We start from the raw sequence: 21428 nt of genomic DNA on the forward strand, positions 1-21428 counted from the left end.
TTTCCGGTTCGTTGCCCCGAACGAGATCGCGAACCGGCGACCGACGGGAGGGGTTCTCATGGCGGGGCTGCGGTACACGCGGGAGCTGTTGGAGGCGGCGGCGCGGAATGCGTGTACGTGGGACGAGGCGGTGCGGTGGTGTGGGGGTGAGCCGACGCCAGGCCGTCGGGCCTACCTCCACAAGCGGATGGCCGAGGAGGGAATCGACACCTCGCACTTTCCTCAGCGCTGGTCTCGGCACACGGAGGAGACACTGCGCACGGTGGTCGCGGAATCCAGCAACGTCAAGGACGTGGTGCGACGCCTCGGCATCAGCGCCGTAGGGGGCAACCACGCCCACATCAGCCGGCGGATCGCCGCCCTCGGGATCGACACCTCGCACTTCGCTCGGTCTCGGCAGCGCCCCAAGGAGGCGCTCGGCAATCCGCTGACTCTGCGCTCCCCGCAAGACGGGCGGATCCCGGGGCGCCGCCTACGACGAGAGCTGCTTCGCCTCGGCGCCCCCGAGCAGTGCTCGATGTGCGGAACCGGCACGGAGTGGAACAACCGGCCGCTGCGACTCGAAGTCGACCACATCAGTGGTGAATGGTGGGACAACCGGCCCGACAACCTGCGCCTGCTCTGCCCCAACTGCCATTCCACGACCGACACTTACCGAGGCAGGAAGAGGCGGTCCGCATGAGCAGGTACCCACAAGAGCTTCTGAAGCAGACCGCAGCGGTCTCTCACAGTCTGGTCGACCTCATGCGCCGGGTCGGATCACCCATGGGCAGCAAACCGCAGCGCTACCTCCACCACCGGCTCCACCACTACGGCATCGACACCTCGCACTTCCGCGACGAGCCACTGCCCGAACGCCCGAAGCGGTCGTACTCCGAGGAGTTTCTGCGCGAGGCAGCCGTCTGCTCCACCAGCATCCGCGACATGTTCCTGCACATGGGCATCCCGCCGGAGGACGGTCCGTACGACCATGTGAAGCGGCGGATGGAGAAGTTCGGCATCGACACAAGCCATTTCACGCCGCCACGCAGCAAACACGACAGCGGCCTCTTCCCGGAGGGGGAGTTCACCCGGGCCGTCGCCGCGTCCCACGGCCTGGCGGACCTGATGCGCCACCTGGGTCTGCCCGCGTTCCATGAGGCCGCACGCGCCAAAGCCCGGCGCAGCATCGACGAGTACGGGCTCTCGACGGAACACTTCCTCGGGCAGGGGCACATGGCCGGAGCCACCTCCCCGCGACGCAAGTCCGCGCCGGAGATCCTCGTGCGCCGTTCAGCAGGCTCGCCCCGCACGCGAGTGCTCCTCCTGCGCAGGGCCCTCGATGAAGTCGGAGTACCCCACGTCTGCGCCGAGTGCACCCAGGGCGAGTTGTGGCAGGGGAAGCGGCTGGTCCTGGAGGTCGACCACATCGACGGGGACCGGCTGAACAACCAGCAGGAGAACCTGCGATACCTCTGCCCCTCCTGCCACAGCCAGACCGGAACCTTCTCGAACCGCGATCGCCCCACCCAGTAGAGTGACCGGGACGGGCCCGTACCCCAGCTGGCCAGAGGGCGCCGGTTTAGGTCCGGTGTGTCGTGGGTTCGAGTCCCACCGGGCCCACCCGCGGAAGGGCGCTCTCTCAGGGAGCGCCCTTCGTCGTCAATCGGAGTGGCAGCTCAGCCCAACAGCTCCTTCACCACCGGCACCAACGCCCGAAACGCCTTCCCCCGGTGCGAGATCGCGTTCTTCTCGTCGGGGCTCAGCTCGGCGGCCGTCCGGGTGTCGCCCTCGACCTGGAGGATCGGGTCGTAGCCGAAGCCGTTCGTGCCGGCCGGCGCGTGGCGCAGGACGCCGCGCATCCGGCCCTCCACCACGCGCTCGGTGCCGTCCGGCAGGGCGAGGGCCGCGGCGCACGCGAAGTGGGCGCCGCGGTGGACGTCGTCGTCGATGTCGCCGAGCTGGGCGAGGAGGAGGTCGAGGTTCGCCTTGTCGTCGCCGTGGCGGCCGGCCCAGCGGGCGGAGAAGATGCCGGGGGCGCCGCCGAGGACGTCGACGCAGAGGCCCGAGTCGTCGGCGACGGCGGGCAGGCCGGTGGCCCGGGCGAGGGCGTGGGCCTTGAGGAGGGCGTTCTCGGCGAAGGTGACGCCGGTCTCCCGGACGTCGGGGACGTCGGGGTACGCGTCCGCGCCGACGAGGTCGTGGGGCAGGCCTGCGTCGGCGAGGATCGCGCGGAGTTCGACGATCTTGCCGTTGTTACGGGTGGCGAGGATGAGGCGGGTCATGCTCCCAGTATTACGGGGTGCAGACCTTGGTCAGTTCGCCCGCCGCGTCCGTGACGGGGGTGACGTCGGGCGTCTCGTCGCCGTTCTTGATGGCCGTGCGGACGTTGCCCACCGCCTTGTTGAGGTCGTCGACGGCCTTCGACACGTCGGCGTTGTCGGTCTTGTCGCCGATCTTGTCGAGGTTCTTGTCGATGGAGTCGAGCGCCTCGTCGGCCTGGCCCGGGTCGTTCGCCGCGTTCTCCACGGCCGTCTGCAGGTCGGTGACGCTGTCGGCGATGGAGTCGGCGGTCTGGACGCAGTCGAGGGCCTTGTCGACTGCCGAGCAGCCGACGGCGGCCGGGGCCGCGATCAGTGCCGCGGCTACGGCTATTACGGCGGTACGTCGGTGACGGCGCGCGGCCATGGAACGGTCCTCCCCTGATGTACGGACAGGAGAACGGCGTCGTGTGCCGTCCACCTGTCCGTAGTGACGCAGTCGGTGGCTGTGCGGTTGCTGTACGACCGCCACCTTACTTGGGGATTTCTTTACCTGGCCAAGCAGTTATGCGAGCGGGCCCTCAAGTGCCTTGCGCTGGGCGGCGGCCAGCTCGTCGCAGCCGGAAACGGCCAGGTCGAGCAGGGAGTTGAGCTCGTCGCGGGCGAACGGCTCGGCCTCGGCGGTGCCCTGCACCTCGACGAAGCGGCCGTCGCCGGTGCAGACGACGTTCATGTCGGTGTCGGCCCGCACGTCCTCCTCGTAGCAGAGGTCGAGCAGCGGGACGCCGCCGACGATGCCGACGGAGACGGCGGAGACGGTGCCGGTGAGCGGTTCGCGGCCGGCCTTGATGAGCTTCTTGGACTTGCCCCAGGCGATGGCGTCGGCGAGGGCGACGTAGGCGCCGGTGATGGCGGCGGTGCGGGTGCCGCCGTCGGCCTGGAGGACGTCGCAGTCGAGGACGATGGTGTTCTCGCCGAGGGCCTTGTAGTCGATGACGGCGCGCAGCGAACGGCCGATGAGGCGGCTGATCTCGTGGGTGCGGCCGCCGATCTTGCCGCGGACGGACTCGCGGTCGCCGCGGGTGTTCGTGGCGCGCGGCAGCATCGAGTACTCGCCGGTGACCCAGCCCTCGCCGCTGCCCTTGCGCCAGCGCGGGACGCCTTCGGTGAAGGAGGCGGTGCAGAAGACCTTGGTGTCGCCGAAGGAGACGAGGACGGAGCCTTCTGCGTGCTTGCTCCAGCCGCGTTCGATGGTGATCGGGCGGAGCTGGTCGGGGGTGCGGCCGTCGATGCGAGACATAGGGGTGAGCGTATCGGGTACGGCGAAGGCCCCACCCCCTGCGGAGGGGGGTGGGGCCTTCGCCGACGTGGCCTCAGCAGGTCACATCATGTCTTCGATGTCGGCGGCGATCGGGTCGGCGTCGGTGCCGATGACGACCTGGATCGCGGTGCCCATCTTCACGACGCCGTGGGCGCCGGCGGCCTTCAGTGCCGCCTCGTCGACCTTGGAGGGGTCGATGACCTCGGTGCGCAGGCGGGTGATGCAGCCCTCGACCTCTTCGATGTTGTCGAGGCCGCCGAGCCCGGCGACGATCTTCTCAGCCTTGGTGGCCATTTCGTTCTCCCTGTTTCTCCGGGCCCGCCTATGGGCCGCTTTGTCACGGTAACCCACGGTTGGACCAACTTCGCGCGCGGTCATCACCGTCGTGCCGAATGATGACGTTCACGTGGACCGACCCGTCCCGCAACTGGTCTACACCAGTAGCCAGAGTATCCAACGCCCGCCCACCGTGGCTTGTTCCGGGAGGACGCCCATGAGCGCGAACGCAGCCGCAGCACCCCGGCCGAGTCCCTGGAGCAACTTCTTCCAGGGCCTCCAGAAGATGGGGCGCAGCCTGCAGTTGCCCATCGCCGTGCTGCCTGCGGCCGGCATCGTCAACCGGCTCGGCCAGCCCGACGTCTTCGGTGACGACGGGCTCGGCTGGACCGACGTGGCGAAGGTCTTCGCGGGTGCCGGTGGCGCCCTGCTCGACGCCGACCTCGGACTGCCGCTGCTGTTCTGCATCGGTGTCGCGATCGGCATGGCCAAGAAGGCGGACGGTTCGACGGCGCTCGCGGCGGTGGCGGGCTTCCTCGTCTACCGGGGCGTGCTGCACCAGTTCCCGGTGGACTGCGCGAGCGGGGCGAAGGCGGTGGCCACGGGCTGCCAGGCGGCGGACGGCACGGTGGCCGCGTTCACGTACCAGAATCCGGGCGTGTTCGGCGGCATCATCATGGGCTTCCTGGCGTCGTTCTTCTGGGTCCGCTACCACCGCACCAAGCTGGTCTCGTGGCTCGGCTTCTTCAACGGCCGCCGGCTCGTCCCGATCATCATGGCGTTCATCGGCATCGTCTTCGCCGTGATCTGCCTGTGGATCTGGCCGCCGGTCGGTGACGCGCTGGAGTCCTTCTCCAACTGGCTGCAGGACCTGGGCGCCATCGGTTCCGGCATCTTCGGCGTCGCCAACCGCGCGCTGCTGGTCATCGGCCTGCACCAGTTCCTGAACGTCCCGCTGTGGTTCCAGTTCGGCTCGTTCACCAAGCCGGACGGCACGGTCGTGCACGGTGACATCAACATGTTCCTGAGCGGTGACCCGAACGCGGGCATCTACCAGACGGGCTTCTTCCCGATCATGATGTTCGCCCTCCCTGCGGCCTGTCTGGCGATGTACCACTGCGCGCGGCCGGAGCGCCGCAAGGCGGTCGGCGGCATGATGCTCTCGCTGGCGCTGACCTCGTTCGTCACCGGCATCACCGAGCCCATCGAGTACTCCTTCGTCTTCATCGCCCCGCTGCTGTACGCGGTGCACGCGGTGCTCACCGGTGTCTCGATGGCGGTGACCTGGGGACTCGGGGTCAAGGACGGCTTCAGCTTCTCGGCCGGCCTGATCGACTACGTGATCAACTGGGGCCTGGCCACCAAGCCATGGATGATCATCCCGATCGGTCTGTGCTTCGCGGTCGTCTACTACGTGATCTTCCGCTTCGCGATCACCAAGTTCGATCTGAAGACCCCGGGCCGCGAGCCCGAGGAGGAGGTCGAGGACCTCACCAAGGCGTGAGACCCCTCCCAACTGCCCCTTTGCGAAGGGCCCCCGGACCTCTGGTCCGGGGGCCCTTCGTCACGTATGAGCCGTCGGCGGCGCATATGTTCCACCCCACAAGAATCACGGGTTCCTTATCCCGCCTTCACCGTGCTACAACAGGTCTACACCACTGAGTGGTGTAGACCATCTGGCTGCTGCCCAACCCCCTTCTTTCCCATTCCGTCCCCGGCAGCACCCCAGCACATGGAGGAAGTTGATGAGCACCGCCAGCGCTACGGCGGCTCCCGCAAAGAAGCGGGGATCCGGCCTGTTCCAGGGCCTCCAGAAGGTGGGTCGCAGCCTCCAGCTGCCGATCGCGGTGCTGCCTGCCGCGGGCATCATGGTGCGACTCGGCCAGGACGACATCTTCGGCAAGGACGGCCTCGGCTGGGACAAGGTCGCCGCCGTCTTCAACAACGCCGGTGGCGCCATCACCGGCGCCCTGCCGATCCTGTTCTGCATAGGCGTGGCCATCGGCTTCGCCAAGAAGTCCGATGGCTCGACGGCGCTCGCCGCGCTCGTCGGCTTCCTCGTCTACAGCAAGGTCCTGCAGGCCTTCCCGGTCACCGAGGCCGTCGTCAACACGACCGCCAACAAGGGCGTCGACGTCGCCGCGACGTACAACGACCCGGGTGTCCTCGGCGGCATCGTCATGGGTCTGCTCGCCGCGGTCCTGTGGCAGCGGTACCACCGCACCAAGCTCGTCGACTGGCTCGGCTTCTTCAACGGCCGCCGTCTCGTCCCGATCATCATGGCCTTCGTCGGCATCATCGCCGGTGTCTTCTTCGGCCTGGTCTGGGAGCCCATCGGCACCGGCATCTCCAACTTCGGTGAGTGGATGACCGGCCTCGGCTCCGGCGGCGCCGCCCTCTTCGGCGGTGTGAACCGCGCGCTGATCCCGATCGGCATGCACCAGTTCGTGAACACGGTCGCCTGGTTCCAGCTCGGTGACTTCACCAACTCCGCGGGCGAGGTCGTCCACGGCGACATCCCGCGCTTCCTGGCCGGTGACCCGTCGGCCGGCATGTTCCAGTCCGGCTTCTTCCCGATCATGATGTTCGGCCTGCCGGCCGCCGCGATCGCCATCGCCCACTGCGCCCGCCCCGAGCGCCGCAAGGCCGTGATGGGCATGATGGTCTCGCTCGCGCTGACCTCGTTCGTCACCGGTGTGACCGAGCCGATCGAGTTCTCGTTCATGTTCATCGCGCCGATCCTGTACGTCCTGCACGCGCTGCTGACCGCCGCGTCCATGGCGATCACCTGGGCCCTCGGGGTGCACGCCGGCTTCAACTTCTCGGCCGGCTTCATCGACTACGCGCTGAACTGGACCCACGCCACCAAGCCATGGATGATCATCCCGATCGGCCTGGTCTTCGCGGTGATCTACTACGTGACCTTCCGGTTCGCGATCATCAAGTTCAACCTCACCACCCCGGGCCGCGAGCCCGAGGAGGAGGTCGAGGACCTCACCAAGGCGTGAGGCCCCGCACCGGCCGACACGGCCGACACGGCTGATACGGCTGATACGGCTGATACGGCTGATACGGCTGATACACACGAAGGCCCCCGGAACCACTTCGGTTCCGGGGGCCTTCGGCGTCGCGCCGCGACGTCAGATCTCGTACGTCACTCCGGGCGCGGCCAGCTCGACGGCGCCGTCGTACACCGCGCGCGCGTCCGTCAGGTTCACCTGCGGGTCCGTCCACGGCGGGATGTGCGTCAGGACCAGCTTGCGCGCCCGGGCCCGCTGCGCCGACTCGCCCGCCTCGCGGCCGTTCAGGTGCAGGGCCGGAATGTTCTCCTTGCCGTGCGTGAACGCGGCCTCGCACAGGAACAGGTCGGTGTCCTGGGCCAGTTCGTCCAGCGCGGCGCACGGCCCGGTGTCCCCCGAGTACGTCAGGGAGCGGCCGCCGTGCTCGACGCGGATCGCGTACGACTCGACCGGGTGGCAGACCTTCTCCATCCGCACGGAGAAGGGCCCGATCTCGTACGCGCCCGGTTTGACGGTGTGGAAGTCGAAGACCTCGCTGAAGGCGGAGGCCGAGGGGGTGTCGGCGTGCGCGGTGGTCAGCCGCTGCTCGGTGCCCTCCGGCCCGAAGACCGGGATGGGGTCGCAGCGGCCGCCGTCGTGGCGGTAGTAGCGCACGACGAAGTACGCGCACATGTCGATGCAGTGGTCCGCGTGCAGATGACTGAGAAAGATCGCGTCGAGGTCGTAGAGACCACAGTGGCGCTGCAACTCGCCCAGGGCGCCATTGCCCATGTCGAGAAGCAGCCGGTAGCCGTCGGCCTCGACGAGGTAGCTCGAGCAGGCCGAATCCGCGGACGGGAACGACCCCGAGCAGCCGACGACGGTGAGCTTCATAAGAGCCTTCAACCTCCGCGCTGGCGGTCGGAATGCGGGGCTTGAACCAAGGGGTCCGTCGAGCGTAAGGCGCAAAAGGTCGAGTGGCTCCTCCGTCACGGGCCGTTGTGGGCGAACTCACCTGCGCTGTCACCGGTTCGGGGGCTCCGGAAGCGCGCGGTCCGGTGGCGCGCCCCGCGCGCCCCACCGGTACCGTCGTGCCTATGGACACGTCCTGGTGGCTGGCGCTCGCGGCCGTCGTACTGCTCGCGCTGGTCGCGGCGCTGGTCGACGGGTGGGGTCGCGGTTCCCGGCAGCGGGTCCGGCACGCGCCGCGCGGGCGGGTGGCCGGGGGGCCGCAGCCGACGGAGATCTGGTGGGCGCTCGTGCCCTTCGAGGACGGGCCCGGTGGCAAGGACCGGCCGTGCCTGGTCCTGTCGCTACGGGGAGACACCGCGCTCGTCGCGAAGATCACCAGCCGTTATCACGACGAGCGGCCCGGGGTGATTCCGTTGCCGCCCGGGTCGGTGGGGGATGCGCAGGGGCGGGCGAGTTTCCTGGAGACGGACGAGCTCCGGGAAGTCCCGCTGGGTGACTTCCGGCGCCGTGCGGGTGTCGTCGACCCGGTCCTGTGGGACCAGGTCCGCCACCTGGGCCCCTGAGCCGCTCCGCGGGGGGGGTGGTCGCGGCTACGCGCCGTGGCCGCGACGGCTTGTTCACCGGCTGCCGGCCGGTGGGGCTTCTCGCGCAGTTCCCCGCGCCCCTGAAAAACGGACTTCGGCCGCGGGTCTCGTCGTGGTTGCTCGCGCAGTTCCCCGCGCCCCTGAGAGGCGCGCCCTTCGGGCGGCCTCTCCCCGGCGGGGGAAGGCTGCGCGCAGCGCATGCCTTCCAGGGGCGCGGGGAACTGCGCGAGAAGCCCCGCGCGCCCGCAGACACGATCGGGTTTTCAGGGGCGCGGGGAACTGCGCGACCAGCCCCCACCGGGCCGCAGCCGGAGAGTGGGGCCGGTCAGGCGTTCAGGCCCACAGCTGGCCGTGGAGAACTTCGATCGCTTCCTCCGTCGTCGCGGCCGTGTAGACCCCGGTCGACAGGTACTTCCAGCCACCGTCGGCGACGACGAAGACGATGTCGGCCGACTCCCCCGCCTTCAGCGCCTTCTTGCCGACCCCGATCGCCGCATGCAGCGCGGCCCCCGTGGAGACCCCCGCGAAGATGCCCTCCAGCTGGAGCAGCTCCCGCGTACGCGTCACCGCGTCGGCCGAGCCGACCGAGAACCGGGTCGTCAGGACGGACGCGTCGTACAGCTCGGGGACGAACCCCTCGTCGAGGTTGCGCAGCCCGTACACCAGGTCGTCGTAGCGCGGCTCGGCCGCGACGATCTTGACGTCGGGCTTGTGCTCGCGCAGGAACCGGCCCACGCCCATGAGCGTGCCGGTCGTGCCGAGCCCCGCCACGAAGTGCGTGACCGAGGGGAGGTCCGCCAGGATCTCCGGTCCGGTCGTGGCGTAGTGCGCGCCCGCGTTGTCCGGGTTGCCGTACTGGTAGAGCATCACCCAGTCCGGGTGCTGCTCGGCCAGTTCCTTGGCGATGCGCACGGCCGTGTTGGAGCCGCCCGCGGCCGGGGACGCGATGATCTCGGCGCCCCACATGGCGAGCAGGTCGCGCCGCTCCTGCGAGGTGTTCTCCGGCATGACGCAGACGATGCGGTAGCCCTTGAGGCGGGCGGCCATCGCCAGGGAGATGCCGGTGTTGCCCGAGGTGGGTTCGAGGATGGTGCAGCCGGGGGTGAGCCGGCCGTCCTTCTCGGCCTGCTCGATCATGTGGAGCGCGGGGCGGTCCTTGACCGAGCCGGTCGGATTGCGGTCCTCGAGCTTCGCCCAGATCCGTACGTCGTCGGAGGGCGACAGCCGCGGCAGGCGCACCAGAGGGGTGTTGCCGACCGCGGCCAGGGGGCTGTCGTAACGCATACGTCCCGCTCAGCGCATTCCGCCGGCCACGGCCGGCAGGATCGTCACGTTGTCGCCGTCGGCGAGCTTGGTCTCGATGCCGTCGAGGAACCGGACGTCCTCGTCGTTCAGGTAGACGTTCACGAAGCGGCGCAGCTGGCCGTTGTCCACGATGCGGGCGGCGATGCCCGAGTGCCGGGAGTCCAGGTCGGTGAACAGCTCGGCGAGGGTGTCCCCGCTGCCCTGGACGGCCTTCTCGCCGTCGGTGTAGGTGCGGAGGATGGTCGGGATGCGGACCTCGATGGCCATGCTGGGGCTCCTGTCAGGAGTCGGAAGTCGTGTGGGTGAGCGCGCGGCGGCGCTTCCGTACTGCGGGGTGGGGCCGTACGGCGGTGCGGCTCAGCGCGGACAGATGGCGCTGGCGAGGCGGCACAGGTCGACGTGCAGCCGCGCAACGAGCAGCATGCCCGGCGTCTTTTCGCTCACGTCGTGGAAAACCATGGGCTCATCGTATCGATTCCCGGCCGGGGTCCCCGAATGTGATCTCACCATGCGGTCGAAAATCGTCCGATGGCTGGGATGGGGTCGCCGTTCAGGCGGTGACCTCGACCTCTTCCTCGGTGACCTCGCCCTCGACGATGCGGAACGAGCGGAACTGGAAGGGGCCCGCGTCGTCCGTGTCGGCGGTGGAGACCAGGACGTAGTGGGCGCCCGGCTCGTTCGCGTACGTGATGTCGGTGCGCGACGGGTACGCCTCGGTGGCCGTGTGCGAGTGGTAGATGATCACCGGCTCCTCGTCGCGGTCGTCCATCTCGCGGTAGAGCTTGAGCAGGTCGCCGGAGTCGAACTCGTAGAACGTCGGCGAGCGGGCGGCGTTCAGCATCGGGATGAAGCGCTCGGGGCGGCCCTCGCCGACCGGTCCCGCGACGACGCCGCAGGCCTCGTCGGGGTGGTCCTTGCGGGCGTGGTCCACGATCTGGTCGAACAGGGCCTGGGAAATCTTCAGCATGCGGTCAGGATAAGCAGAAGGGCCGCCTCGTACCGGAGTGCGGTACGAGGCGGCCCAGCTGGTGAGACGTGCGAGGTCAGCTCCGCTTGGCGAAGGCCGCGCCCTGCGGGTTGCGGCTCTTGAGCACCGCGTAGGCGACGCCCAGGATCGCGCCCCAGACCGGGGCCGCGTACAGGGACACACGGGCGTCCTTGTCGATGCCCATCATCACGATCACCATCGCGATGAACGCGAGCGAGAAGATGCTCGCCCAGATGCCGCCCGGCGCGCGGAACTCGGACTTCGGGAGCTCACCGCGGTCGGACTTGAGGCGGTAGCGGATCTGGCAGACCAGGATGATGATCCAGGCCCACATGCCGGAGATGGTGGCGAAGGAGACGACGTAGTTGAACGCCTCGCCCGGCCACTGGTAGTTGATCCAGACGCCGACGAGCATCATCGCGGCGGAGAAGGACGTGCCGATCAGCGGCAGGCCGTTCCTGGTCAGCTTGGTGAAGAAGGACGGGCCCTGGCCGTTGAGCGCGAGGTCGCGCAGCATGCGGCCGGTGGAGTACATGCCCGAGTTGCAGGACGACAGGGCGGCGGTGAGGACCACGAAGTTCACGATGCCCGCGCCCGCGGCCAGGCCCATCTTCTCGAAGGCGTGCACGAACGGCGAGACGCCGGGCTGGAACTCCGTCCACGGCACGACCGAGAGGATCATGATCAGGGCGCCGACGTAGAAGACGGCGATGCGCCACGGCACGGTGTTGATGGCCTTCGGCAGGACCTTCTTCGGGTCCTTGGACTCGCCCGCGGTGACACCGACCAGCTCGACCGCGAGGAACGCGAACATGACCATCTGCAGGGTCATCAGGGTGTTGCCGACGCCGTGCGGGAAGAAGCCGCCCTGGTCCCACAGGTGGGTGACGGAGGCCGTGTCGCCGGCGTCGGAGAAGCCGAGCGTGAGGATGCCGGCGCAGATCAGGATCATGCCGACGATGGCGGTGACCTTGACCATGGAGAACCAGAACTCCAGCTCACCGAAGAGCTTCACGGAGATCAGGTTGGCGCCGTACAGGATGATCGTGAAGACGAGTGCGGACACCCATTGCGGGATGCCCCACCAGTACGTCATGTAGGTGGCCGCCGCGGTGACCTCGGTCATGCCGGTGATGACCCAGAAGAGCCAGTACGTCCATCCGGTGACGAAGCCCGCGAAGGGGCCGATGAACTCGCGCGCGTACTCCGAGAACGAGCCGGAGACCGGGCGGTACATGAGGAGCTCGCCGAGCGCCCGCATGATGAAGAAGATGACGACGCCCGCGATGGCGTACGCGAGGATCAGGCTGGGCCCCGCCTTGGAGATGCCCTTGCCCGCGCCGAGGAAGAGGCCGGTGCCGATGGCGCCGCCGATGGCGATCATCTGGATCTGCCGGGCGCCGAGCCCGCGCTTGTAACCCTCGCCGCCCTCGGCCGGGTCGCTCACGGCCTCATTGCCGGCGTTGTGCTTGTCGACCTGCACTGAGGTCATGAAGTGCGCCTTTCTCCATGCCGATCCGTGCCGTACGCGGCTCGGATCGACTGTGACGATCCTTCGGGGCTGGGCCCCTGGATGGATGGAGCTGTGCCTACCGGCGGTCGGCCGGTAAGGGCGCCCTCTGACAGGACAGGGGTGGCGTCCGTCAGGTGGTCGTGAAGATTTATCACGGCGGCAGGAGTGATCGGCCGAGGCGCATGTGGCGTACGCCATGAGGAGAACCGGACAAAAGTCCCTTCGCGCCGGAAAAGGGTCCGGCGCGGTGACGCGATCGTTATCCGGATTTGAGCGTCCGCTGAGCGAACGCGCTTACATTCGGTGACGTCGGACTGTCCCGCCTTGTCCCGACACGTCAGGCCATAAGGGTTTCGACCAGGGTCTCCTGCAGGCCGCCCAGCCACAGGTACGCCATCACCATCGGCTTGCGCGGGTCCTCGTCGGGCAGCCGGTAGAGGAGGTCGGTGTCCTCCTCGTCGACGATGTCGAGGCGGGTGCCGATCGCGAGCCGCAGGTCGTTGAGCGCGCGCATCCACTGGACCGACTCGTCCTGGGACAGCTTGAGGACCGCTCCGCCGTCGCCCACGGGGCTGAGCGCGTCGAGCGAGCGGATCACCGCGAGCGCGTCCGTGCGCTTGCCGGCCCGCAGGTCGTTCTCGGTGAAACGCCTGAACTCCGAGGAGTAGGCGCCCAGTTCGGCCTGCGACGCCAGATCGTCGGGGGCGCCGGGACCGCCGTACGCGTCCGGCAGCAGCCGGCGCAGGACGGCGTCGGCGGGCGGTTCGCTGGGGCCCTCGGCGAAGAGCTCGGCGAGCGGGTCGTCGGACTCCTCGCCGCCCGGCCCGGGCCCGATGAGCTCCAGGAGCTGCACGGCGAGCGAGCGGATGATGGAGATCTCGACGTCGTCGAGGGCGACGGCAGCGCCGCCACCGGGGATCGGCTCGAAGTGTCCAGGCATGAGTACGGCGTTACTTCCCTGCTACTTGCGGTCCTGTTGCAGCGTGGCCCACAGGCCGTATCCGTGCATGGCCTGGACGTCGCGCTCCATCTCTTCACGGGTGCCGGAGGAGACGACGGCGCGCCCCTTGTTGTGGACGTCCAGCATCAGCTTGGTGGCCTTGTCCTTGGAGTACCCGAAGTACGTCTGGAACACGTACGTCACATAACTCATCAGGTTGACCGGGTCGTTGTGGACGAGCGTGATCCAGGGGACGTCCGGCTCGGGGACCACGGAGAGGTCCTCAGTGGTCTCGGGCTTTTCGATCTCAAGGGGTGCTGGAGCCGTCACACGGCCCATGCTGCCACCACCGCCCGCCGTACGCACAAACGGACGCCAGAAATCGTCACCTTGACGCTAATCGGGGGTAGCATCCAGCCTATGAACACAGCGGACCTTGGCCTGCCGGTGGACGTTCCGTCGACAGCGCTCTTCACCGATCACTACGAGCTGACGATGCTGCAGGCCGCCCTCCACGGCGGCACCGCCGACCGGCGCTCGGTCTTCGAGGTCTTCACCCGCCGCCTGCCCGAGGGCCGCCGCTACGGCGTGGTGGCCGGCACCGGGCGCGTCCTGGACGCCGTCGAGAACTTCCGCTTCGACGCGGACGTGCTGGGCTTCCTGCGCGAGCGGAACGTGGTGGACGAGCCGACGCTTTCCTGGCTCGCGGACTACCGCTTCGCCGGCGACATCTGGGGCTACCCGGAGGGCGAGGTCTACTTCCCCGGCTCCCCCGTGCTGCGCGTCGAGGGCTCGTTCGCGGAGTGCGTGCTGCTGGAGACCGTGATCCTCTCCATCCTCAACCACGACTCGGCGATCGCCGCGGCCGCGTCCCGGATGTCCTCGGCCGCCGGGGACCGGCCGCTGATCGAGATGGGCGCGCGCCGCACCCACGAGCTGGCCGCCGTCGCCGCCTCGCGCGCCGCGTACGTGGGCGGCTTCGCGACGACCTCGGACCTGGCGGCCGGGTTCCGCTACGGCATCCCGACCGTCGGCACGTCCGCACACGCCTTCACCCTGCTGCACGACTCCGAGCGGGACGCCTTCCGCGCCCAGGTCGACTCCCTCGGCGAGGGCACGACGCTGCTCGTGGACACGTACGACGTGCGGGAGGCGGTCAGGACCGCCGTCGAGATCGCGGGGCCGAAGCTCGGCGCCGTCCGGATCGACTCCGGCGACCTGCTGCTCGTCGCCCACCGGGTGCGCCAGCAGCTCGACGAGCTCGGCGCGAAGGACACCAAGATCGTGGTCACCTCCGACCTCGACGAGTACGCCATCGCCTCGCTCGCGGCCTCCCCGGTCGACGCGTACGGCGTCGGTACGCAGCTGGTGACCGGCTCCGGGCACCCGACCTGCTCCATGGTCTACAAGCTGGTGGCGCGCGCCGAGTCCGCCGACCCGAAGGCGCCGCTGGTGCCCGTCGCGAAGAAGTCGGCGGGCGGCAAGACGTCCATCGGCGGCCGCAAGTGGGCGGCGCGCCGGCTCGACGGGGACGGGGTGGCCGAGGCCGAGGTCGTCGGCACGGGCCCGGTGCCGGAAGATCTCGTGGACCGGCAGCTCCTGGTCGAGCTGGTCAAGGGCGGTGAGGTGGTGGCCCGTGAGCCGCTGGACGCGGTGCGCGAGCGGCACATCGCGGCGCGCGACGGGCTCCCGCTGTCGGCGACGCAGCTGTCCCGGGGCGAGGCCGTCATTCCCACCGAGTACGCGTGACCGGTGCGGGAGCGGGCCGGTGCGCCCCGATTGCCCTCTCCCGCAACGCACTTGAAGCTTCTACGCTCGTAGTCTCCAAGCAGAGGACACCGACCATGCGCCGCGCCCTGATCGTCGTAGACGTGCAGAACGACTTCTGTGAGGGCGGCAGCCTCGCGGTGGCGGGAGGTGCCGATGTCGCTGCCGCGATCACCGATCTGATCGGCCAGGCGGCCGGCGGCGGCTACCAGCACGTCGTCGCCACCCGTGACCACCACGTCGCGCCCGGCAACCACTTCGCCGACTCCCCCGACTACGTCCACTCCTGGCCCGCGCACTGCGTCGCCGGCACCGAGGGCGTCGGCTTCCACCCGAACTTCGCGCCCGCCGTCGCGTCCGGCGCGATCGACTCCGTCTTCGACAAGGGCGCCTACGCGGCCGCGTACAGCGGTTTCGAGGGGGCCGACGAGAACGGGGTGCCGCTGGCGGAGTGGCTGCGGGCCCGGGAGATCACCGAGGTGGACGTGGTCGGCATCGCCACGGACCACTGTGTGCGGGCCACGGCCCTGGACGCGGTGCGGGAGGGCTTCCGCACGCAGGTCCTGCTGGACCTGACCGCGGGGGTCGCCGCCGCCACCACGGAGGCGGCGCTCGTGGAGCTGAAGGAGGCCGGGGTCGACCTCAGCGGCAAGCCCGTCGTGCCCTAGCGCCGACAGGTTCTAGGCGACGACCTTGGGGTGCAGCAGGGCCCGTATCGGGTGCCACAGCTCCCCCGTGGAGCGGTCGGGGGCGGTGCGCCACACCAGGCCGTCCGGGTGGTGCAGCACCGCGGTGATCTCGTCCGGGGTCGGCGGGTGCGCGTTGCCCCGCAGGTACACCGCTCGCAGGCCCAGATTGCGCAGGCGGGTCAGGGCTCGGGCGCGGTTCACCGAGTGCACGAGGACCCGTACGGCGCCCTCCGACGAGCCCGGTGCGGGCAGGGTCAGAGCCACCACCACACTGCCTCCCGGCAGCTTGCAGAACCCTCCTGCGGACATGACTGTCACACCCCCGTGAGACGTAGTGTCAATAAGAAACCCACAGGACGCACCTAAACACGATCGGCCGCGACCCGCTAGCCCCAGCTAGCAAGGTCGCGGCCGACACGTTTGTGACCTGCGGTTTTACCGACTACTTGGTCGAGGGACCGACCTTGACCGTGATCGTCGAGCCGTCCAGCGGCTGCTGGACGATCGAGATCCTGGTGTTGGTGTCAGTTGTCTGGACGCTGCCGGTCGGGTTCTCCGCGTACCAGTAGGTGCCCTTGTGGTCGTCGAAGGCCGGGACGCCGAGCTGCGCCGGGACCTTCGTCGCGACGCCCAGCTTGTGGAGCGTGAAGCCGGGGTTCGGGTACCAGCTGAAGGCGGCGTCGTAGGGCTGGATCTTGTTCGTGATCAGCTTGCCGTCCGCCCACTTCAGCGGCTTGGCGTGGGCGTCGATCGGAAGGATCAGGCCCTTGCCGGGGTGCAGCCCGATGTTGTTGTCGCGCTGCGAGGTGTCCCACTGCCAGACGACCAGGCCGGGACGGTACGAGTAGTGCTCGACCCAGTTGTTCTTGGCACCGCCGTCACGCCAGCCGAAGTTGTACGGGCCGACCTTGAGGGTCTTGTCGTACGACACGTACTGACGGTTCTCGGCGATGTAGAACTGCGGGAACTCGCCGCTGATGGAGGCACCGACGCGGGAGAAGCCGCGGCTCGTCCAGCCGGCCGCCTCGGACTCGGCGTCGTCGGAGAACAGCGTGGCGCCGTCCGCCTTGACCGCCAGGTTGTCGAAGGCGAAGCCCTTCTGGGCCACGCCGCCGTCCGTCTTGTAGCGGAACCGGACGTCGATCTTCTGGCCCGCGTAGGCGTCCAGCGGGAAGACCAGGTGCTGGAACTTGCCGTTGGTGCCGGTGATCGCGGGCTTGTCGCCGCCGTCACGCGTGATGGTCTGGCCGTCGGCGGTGCCGTCGATCGCCTTCCAGCTGGCGCCGCCGTCCGTGGAGACCTGCGTGTACAGGTAGTCGTAGTCCTGCTCGATGTCCCACCAGGCGTCGAGCTCCAGGGAGCCCTTCGACTTCCCGGTCAGGTCGACCGTGCGCTGCAGCGTGTTGTCGAGGTCGTCGCCGTAGTCCGACCACCACTGCTTGGAGCCCTGCGTGGGCGCCACGATGTCGGTGACCGCCGTCTTCTTCGGCAGTTCGACGACGAGGGCCTGCGGGTTCTTGGTGTTGTACTCGGCCACGCCCAGCTTGTGCTTGGAGGAGGTCGCCGCCTTGGCCTTGTCGTAGTCCAGCCAGCCCAGCTGCAGCTTGTCCCAGGCGGTCATGTCGCCCGGCATGTCGCCGATCGCTTCCTTGCCGGTACCGAGCCAGGAGCCCGCCGACATCAGCGACCAGAAGCCGACCGAGTTCTCGCCGACGTACGTGGTGTCGTACAGGTCGGGCAGACCGAGGTCGTGACCGTACTCGTGGGCGAAGACGCCGAGGCCGCCGTTCTCCGGCTGCATCGTGTAGTCGCCGACCCACAGGCCGGTGTCGCCGATCGCGACGCCGCCCGCCTTGTAGTCGGCCGGACCGGTGTCGCCGTCGTCGCGGCTGTAGGCGTAACCGCGGTGCGCCCACAGGGAGTCGCCGCCCTGCGCGCCGCCGCCCGCCGAGCCGTCCTCGCCGGCGTGGATGATCTGGAAGTGGTCCAGGTATCCGTCGGGCTCGTTGAAGTTGCCGTCGTTGTCGTGGTCCGTACGGTCCCACTGGTCGTACTGCGCGAGGTCGGCCTTGATGTCGGCGGTCGACTTGCCCGCCGCCTTCTGCTCGTCGACCCAGGCGCTGATGCCGTCGCGGACCAGGTCCTCGACGTTCGGGCAGTTGTTGCCGCCGCAGTAGTTGGACCCGTAACGGGCCTCGTTCCACGGGACCTTGACCCAGTCGGTGACCTCGCCCTCGACGGAGTAGCGGCCCGAGGACGCCTTCTCGTAGTACGTCTTGAGCGAGTCGACGCCCTTGCCCGACCCGAAGTACAGGTCCTCGAAGTGCTTCTTGCCGTAGTCCGCCTGCCAGGCCGTCGAGTTGTCCTTGGCGCGGTCCGGCTCGGCTATCTGGTTGTGCAGCGGGCCCGGCGTGCCACCGTACTTCGGCTTCAGCTCGTCGGTGTCGTCGTCGAGCCGGTCGACGAGCGTCGTGTTGTCGACCTTGTCGCCGAACTCGGTCAGGATCGTGAAGATCTTGTCCGTGCGCTCGCGGCCCAGCTCGACGTACTTGGACTTGCCGCCGCCGAGCCTGACGACCTTCGAGCCGTTCTTCTCCTCGACCTTCGCCTTGCCCGCGAGCACCTGCTCCAGGGCGGTGCGACGCTGCTGCTCCATCGTCTTGGCCGCGGGGCCCTCGACGACGTTGCCCTCGCTGTCCAGGACGGCTTCGGACTGGTTCACGTCGGCCGCCTGCGCACTGGCCGCGGGGTCGGCCGGGGTGACGGCCTGGGCCGTCGTGGCCGCGATGGAACCCGTGGCCGCGGTGGCGGCCAGGGTCACGAGCACGGCGGCGGATCTCAACGCCCGTCTCTTGGTGGTCACTTGAGTCTTTCCCCTCCTCCGTGGCTGAAGAGCCACGCATCACAAGTGACGCCATTTGACCGGAGGTAGGGGAGAAATAACAGTCCTTGACTGTTGCGTTTCCGTTGCACTATGCAGGGGTGCCGCTCCGGAATCCGGACATGCGCGCCGAAACCCAACGGGCGCGTCCGACCGTCCACTTGGTGGACGCGATGACTCCGTGCGCCCCCCATGCACCGGCACTGTGGGTTAGGTCATGCTTACTGGCCGTTCCGCTCGGGCACACGTCGGAATAGAGTCGGATCGACGGCACACCCACCGGTCGAGCCGCACCCTGCTCCCCCGATGTCACGAGGACGGATACCGCCATGCCTCGCCCGACTGTCGCACAGCTCGCCTATGGTTCGGCCACCGTCATTCTCTCGACCCTCGCCATGTTGCTGCTGTCACAGACCAGTTCGGGTCCCGGGATCGGCGTCATCGCCATCTCCGCGGTCATCCTCGGTCTGTTCGTGGCCATGAGCGTGCCGACGCGCAAAGCGGCCGCACCGCCGCGGTCCGAGCCGTCGGCGGACGGGCCCGTGCGCGCGCGGCGCATCCCTTCCCCGGCGCGCGGCACCGCGGCCGAGTCCGTCAGGGAACGCGAACCGGCGGGCCCGTGAGGCACGGACCCGCCGGATCGGCTGGTGCTGTGTACGTCGCCGCTGTCGCGCTGTGACGCGCCGGTTCAGGCGCGGCTGATCAGGCGCTGCTGACCACCACCGTCTTGGCCGCCTTGTCGTGCAGGCCCTGCTTGTAGGGCTTGTCGAAGAAGCTCCAGCCGCCACAGATCGCGGTCCAGATGCAGGCGCAGCAGAACACGGCGGGGACCCACAGCACGACCGCGCGGATCAGGTTGGTCTGGGCGCTGGGCGTCGCCCCGTTGTCGAGGTTGGCGACCCGTAGCTTCAGCCACTTCTTGCCGAGCGTCTGGCCGGTCTTCGCCGTCATGAAGACGTCGTAGCCGATGTACAGGACGGCCGCGAGCAGCGACTGGCCGAACTGCTTGCCGTACTCGATCTTGTCGGGGTCGGTCTCGTACTCGGAGATCCCGAACGCCCACGACAGCAGGCCCACGACGATCGACACCAGGACGATGTCGATGATGCGCGCGAGGACGCGCTTGCCGCTGTCGGCGAGTGGCGGCATCCCGGCGAGCGGGTCCTGGCCGCCGCCGTAGCCGCCGGAGCCGTAGGGGTCACCGCTGTACGGCGGGGGCGTGGCGCCGTAGGGGTTCTGGGGTTGGCCGCCGTACGGGTCCTGCGGGCTGTCGTACGGCGAGCCGCCGCCGGGCGGGGTGGTCGGCGGCGGTTTGCGGAAGGGGTCGTCCTCCGGGGGTTGGCCGGGGCCGTTGGGCGGCGGTTCGGTACTCATGGCCCGAGTGGACCTCGAACGGGGTTGCGCCGCATCCGGCGGGCGGCCGTCCGGATGAGGACCTTCCGCCGTTGCGGGCCCGACTGCGGATTCCGCCTGCGGGCGGGCGGGGCTACTCGCGCAGTTCCCCGCGCCCCTGAGCATCTGCCGAGTGGCGGTGTGTTCTCGAGCGCGAGTCTCGTCGCGGTTGCTCGCGCAGTTCCCCGCGCCCCTGAGCATCTGCCATGTCGCGGTGCGTTCTCGAACGCGAGCCTCGTCGCGGTTGCTCGCGCAGTTCCCCGCGCCCCTGAGCATCTGCCGTGTGCCGGGGCGTTCTCGAGCGCGAGTCTCGTCATGGTTGCTCGCGCAGTTCCCCGCGCCCCTGAGCGTCTGCCGGGTGGCGGTGTGTTCTCGAGCGCGGGTTTCGTCGTGGTTGCTCGCGCAGTTCCTCGCGCCCTGAAGGCGTGCGCTGGCGCGCAGCCTTCCCCCGGCGGGGAGATGCCGCACCGCAGGTGCGCATCTCAGGGGCGCGGGGAACTGCGCGAGAAGCCCCACCGGCCCGCACCCGGCGAACAGAGAGTCGCGGCCACGGCGCGTAGCCATGCTCTTAGGGGCGCGGGGAACTGCGCCACCAGCCCCCACCGGGCCCGCACCGGCGAACAAAGAGTCGCGGCCACGGCGCGTAGCCATGCTCTTAGGGGCGCGGGGAACTGCGCCACCAGCCCCCACCGGGCCCGCACCGGCGAGCAGAGAGTCGCGGCCACGGCGCGTAGCCGTGCTCTTAGGGGCGCGGGGAACTGCGCGACAGCCCCCACCGGGCCGCACCCGGCGACGGCGCAGCGACCCGGCAGACGGGGGGCGGTCAGTTCGCTACGAAGGTGCGGGCCGCCTTGTCGTGGAGGCATTGGCGCCACGGGCGGTCGAAGGCGCCCCACAGGACGCCGAGGACGCCGATGACGAGCACGCCGGGCACGCTGTAGACGAGCCAGCGCTTGAGGGCCGAGCCGAACGTCGGGGAGGCGTGCTCCTCGATGTCCCGCACGCTCAGCCCCATCAGCTTCTTGCCCAGCGTGCGCCCCCACTTCGCCGTCGGCAGCGCCTCGTAGAGGACACCGAAGACCAGCAGGACGGCGAGCACGATGCCGAGGTACGTGCCGGTCGTGCCGTCGAGGAGCCAGACGGTGACCTGCCGGCCGGACGCCTTCGCCGCGTCGATCTTCCCGTCGATGTGGTCCATCGCCTTCGTACCGAGCGGCACGGCGACGGCCGCGGTGACCGCGCCCAGGACGAGCGTGTCGATGAGCCGCGCCACGAACCGCTTGCCGAGGCCCGCCGGGCGGACGGCCGCGGCGGCCTGCGCGGCGGCGAGGAACGGGTCGCTGGCCACCGGCTTGAACGGGGTGACCGGCCCCTCCGGCTCCGCGGCCGGGGCGGGAACCTGGGCGGGCCCCGCCAACTGGTGCACCTGCTGCGCCCACGACGGCGAACCGCCACCGGGGCCCTGCGTGACGGGAGTCGGGAGCACGGGCTGCTGCGGCTGAGCCTGCTGCTGGGGCGGGTAGCCGTACGCGGGCGCCGGAGCCGGAGCCGGGGCCGGAGC

Annotated in this window: 24 protein-coding genes and 1 tRNA gene; 9 read left to right on the plus strand and 16 right to left on the minus strand. The window is 69.3% G+C overall.

The genetic code is table 11. The features are described from left to right. The first annotated feature begins 187 nt into the window (after window positions 1–187). The 3 genes from RBJ77_RS52975 to RBJ77_RS52985 all read left to right on the plus strand — a co-directional run bounded on the left by RBJ77_RS52975 (window position 188) and on the right by RBJ77_RS52985 (window position 1602). Window positions 188–682, plus strand: coding sequence for an HNH endonuclease (locus RBJ77_RS52975; protein WP_372351519.1), 495 nt, complete (start codon window positions 188–190; stop codon window positions 680–682). An 83-nt stretch (window positions 683–765) separates the two neighbouring features. Further along, window positions 766–1515 carry an HNH endonuclease gene (locus tag RBJ77_RS52980; RefSeq protein WP_372351520.1) on the plus strand — a complete coding sequence of 250 codons (750 nt, stop codon included), beginning with the start codon at window positions 766–768 and terminating at the stop codon, window positions 1513–1515. A gap of 12 nt (window positions 1516–1527) precedes the next feature. Further along, window positions 1528–1602 (plus strand) — tRNA-Leu (locus RBJ77_RS52985). Window positions 1603–1658: 56 nt separating this feature from the next. Here the strand turns inward: RBJ77_RS52985 and rdgB are convergent. The 4 genes from rdgB to RBJ77_RS53005 all read right to left on the minus strand — a co-directional run bounded on the left by rdgB (window position 1659) and on the right by RBJ77_RS53005 (window position 3939). Next, on the minus strand, window positions 1659–2264 hold the full coding sequence (rdgB, locus tag RBJ77_RS52990) for an RdgB/HAM1 family non-canonical purine NTP pyrophosphatase (protein ID WP_372351521.1): 606 nt from the start codon (window positions 2262–2264) through the stop codon (window positions 1659–1661). A gap of 10 nt (window positions 2265–2274) precedes the next feature. Continuing rightward, a complete protein-coding gene (locus tag RBJ77_RS52995; RefSeq protein ID WP_255974016.1) occupies window positions 2275–2667 on the minus strand; it encodes a type IV secretion system protein in 393 nt (130 codons plus the stop codon). A gap of 138 nt (window positions 2668–2805) precedes the next feature. Next, complete coding sequence (gene rph, locus RBJ77_RS53000; protein ID WP_255974014.1) at window positions 2806–3540, minus strand: ribonuclease PH; 735 nt, start codon at window positions 3538–3540, stop codon at window positions 2806–2808. An 81-nt stretch (window positions 3541–3621) separates the two neighbouring features. Continuing rightward, entirely contained in the window at window positions 3622–3939 is a 318-nt protein-coding gene (locus RBJ77_RS53005; protein WP_372351522.1) for a glucose PTS transporter subunit EIIB, read from the minus strand. Window positions 3940–4054: 115 nt separating this feature from the next. Here RBJ77_RS53005 and RBJ77_RS53010 point away from each other — a divergent pair, with 115 nt between their 5' ends. Together RBJ77_RS53010 and RBJ77_RS53015 are read left to right on the plus strand one after the other, a co-directional pair. Beyond that, window positions 4055–5341, plus strand: coding sequence for a PTS transporter subunit EIIC (locus RBJ77_RS53010; RefSeq protein ID WP_372351523.1), 1287 nt, complete (start codon window positions 4055–4057; stop codon window positions 5339–5341). Between the two features lie 241 nt (window positions 5342–5582). Then, complete coding sequence (locus tag RBJ77_RS53015; RefSeq protein ID WP_372351524.1) at window positions 5583–6845, plus strand: PTS transporter subunit EIIC; 1263 nt, start codon at window positions 5583–5585, stop codon at window positions 6843–6845. A 132-nt stretch (window positions 6846–6977) separates the two neighbouring features. On the opposite strand, the gene RBJ77_RS53020 is transcribed toward RBJ77_RS53015, so the two are convergent. Next, entirely contained in the window at window positions 6978–7730 is a 753-nt protein-coding gene (locus tag RBJ77_RS53020) for an MBL fold metallo-hydrolase (RefSeq protein WP_372351525.1), read from the minus strand. A 203-nt stretch (window positions 7731–7933) separates the two neighbouring features. Between RBJ77_RS53020 and RBJ77_RS53025 the strand changes: the two genes are divergently transcribed. After that, a complete protein-coding gene (locus RBJ77_RS53025; RefSeq protein WP_372351526.1) occupies window positions 7934–8371 on the plus strand; it encodes a type II toxin-antitoxin system PemK/MazF family toxin in 438 nt (145 codons plus the stop codon). Between the two features lie 354 nt (window positions 8372–8725). Here RBJ77_RS53025 and RBJ77_RS53030 read toward each other — a convergent pair whose 3' ends face one another. The 7 genes from RBJ77_RS53030 to clpS all read right to left on the minus strand — a co-directional run bounded on the left by RBJ77_RS53030 (window position 8726) and on the right by clpS (window position 13477). Beyond that, the gene (locus tag RBJ77_RS53030) at window positions 8726–9676 is read right to left on the minus strand and encodes a PLP-dependent cysteine synthase family protein (protein ID WP_255974002.1); all 951 of its coding nucleotides are present in this window, start codon (window positions 9674–9676) and stop codon (window positions 8726–8728) included. Between the two features lie 9 nt (window positions 9677–9685). Then, complete coding sequence (locus RBJ77_RS53035) at window positions 9686–9964, minus strand: MoaD/ThiS family protein (RefSeq protein WP_255974000.1); 279 nt, start codon at window positions 9962–9964, stop codon at window positions 9686–9688. Window positions 9965–10054: 90 nt separating this feature from the next. Beyond that, entirely contained in the window at window positions 10055–10156 is a 102-nt protein-coding gene (locus tag RBJ77_RS53040) for a putative leader peptide (protein WP_317453331.1), read from the minus strand. A 91-nt stretch (window positions 10157–10247) separates the two neighbouring features. Beyond that, a complete protein-coding gene (locus RBJ77_RS53045; protein WP_255973998.1) occupies window positions 10248–10664 on the minus strand; it encodes a Mov34/MPN/PAD-1 family protein in 417 nt (138 codons plus the stop codon). A gap of 76 nt (window positions 10665–10740) precedes the next feature. Next, entirely contained in the window at window positions 10741–12177 is a 1437-nt protein-coding gene (locus tag RBJ77_RS53050; RefSeq protein ID WP_372351527.1) for an amino acid permease, read from the minus strand. A gap of 358 nt (window positions 12178–12535) precedes the next feature. After that, window positions 12536–13138, minus strand: coding sequence for a DUF2017 domain-containing protein (locus RBJ77_RS53055; RefSeq protein WP_372351528.1), 603 nt, complete (start codon window positions 13136–13138; stop codon window positions 12536–12538). 21 nt (window positions 13139–13159) lie between these two features. After that, the gene (clpS, locus tag RBJ77_RS53060; protein ID WP_255973993.1) at window positions 13160–13477 is read right to left on the minus strand and encodes an ATP-dependent Clp protease adapter ClpS; all 318 of its coding nucleotides are present in this window, start codon (window positions 13475–13477) and stop codon (window positions 13160–13162) included. Window positions 13478–13558: 81 nt separating this feature from the next. Between clpS and RBJ77_RS53065 the strand changes: the two genes are divergently transcribed. Beyond that, on the plus strand, window positions 13559–14887 hold the full coding sequence (locus tag RBJ77_RS53065) for a nicotinate phosphoribosyltransferase (RefSeq protein ID WP_372351529.1): 1329 nt from the start codon (window positions 13559–13561) through the stop codon (window positions 14885–14887). 95 nt (window positions 14888–14982) lie between these two features. Continuing rightward, window positions 14983–15573 carry an isochorismatase family protein gene (locus RBJ77_RS53070; protein WP_372351530.1) on the plus strand — a complete coding sequence of 197 codons (591 nt, stop codon included), beginning with the start codon at window positions 14983–14985 and terminating at the stop codon, window positions 15571–15573. A 12-nt stretch (window positions 15574–15585) separates the two neighbouring features. On the opposite strand, the gene RBJ77_RS53075 is transcribed toward RBJ77_RS53070, so the two are convergent. Continuing rightward, window positions 15586–15903, minus strand: a complete 318-nt coding sequence (locus tag RBJ77_RS53075; protein ID WP_255973988.1) for a hypothetical protein — start codon at window positions 15901–15903, stop codon at window positions 15586–15588. A 133-nt stretch (window positions 15904–16036) separates the two neighbouring features. Further along, window positions 16037–18457, minus strand: coding sequence for an immune inhibitor A domain-containing protein (locus RBJ77_RS53080; RefSeq protein ID WP_372351531.1), 2421 nt, complete (start codon window positions 18455–18457; stop codon window positions 16037–16039). 413 nt (window positions 18458–18870) lie between these two features. Here RBJ77_RS53080 and RBJ77_RS53085 point away from each other — a divergent pair, with 413 nt between their 5' ends. Continuing rightward, window positions 18871–19098 (plus strand): hypothetical protein, encoded by a 228-nt coding sequence (locus RBJ77_RS53085; RefSeq protein WP_372351532.1) that lies wholly within the window; start codon window positions 18871–18873, stop codon window positions 19096–19098. A gap of 79 nt (window positions 19099–19177) precedes the next feature. Here RBJ77_RS53085 and RBJ77_RS53090 read toward each other — a convergent pair whose 3' ends face one another. Beyond that, a complete protein-coding gene (locus tag RBJ77_RS53090; protein ID WP_372351533.1) occupies window positions 19178–19849 on the minus strand; it encodes an RDD family protein in 672 nt (223 codons plus the stop codon). An 841-nt stretch (window positions 19850–20690) separates the two neighbouring features. Further along, window positions 20691–21428: RDD family protein (locus tag RBJ77_RS53095; protein ID WP_372351534.1), on the minus strand; the 738-nt coding region annotated here is incomplete at its 5' end.

It is taken from the genome of Streptomyces sp. KL116D (assembly GCF_030766975.1).
Classification (GTDB): Bacteria; Actinomycetota; Actinomycetes; order Streptomycetales; family Streptomycetaceae; genus Streptomyces; species Streptomyces longispororuber_A.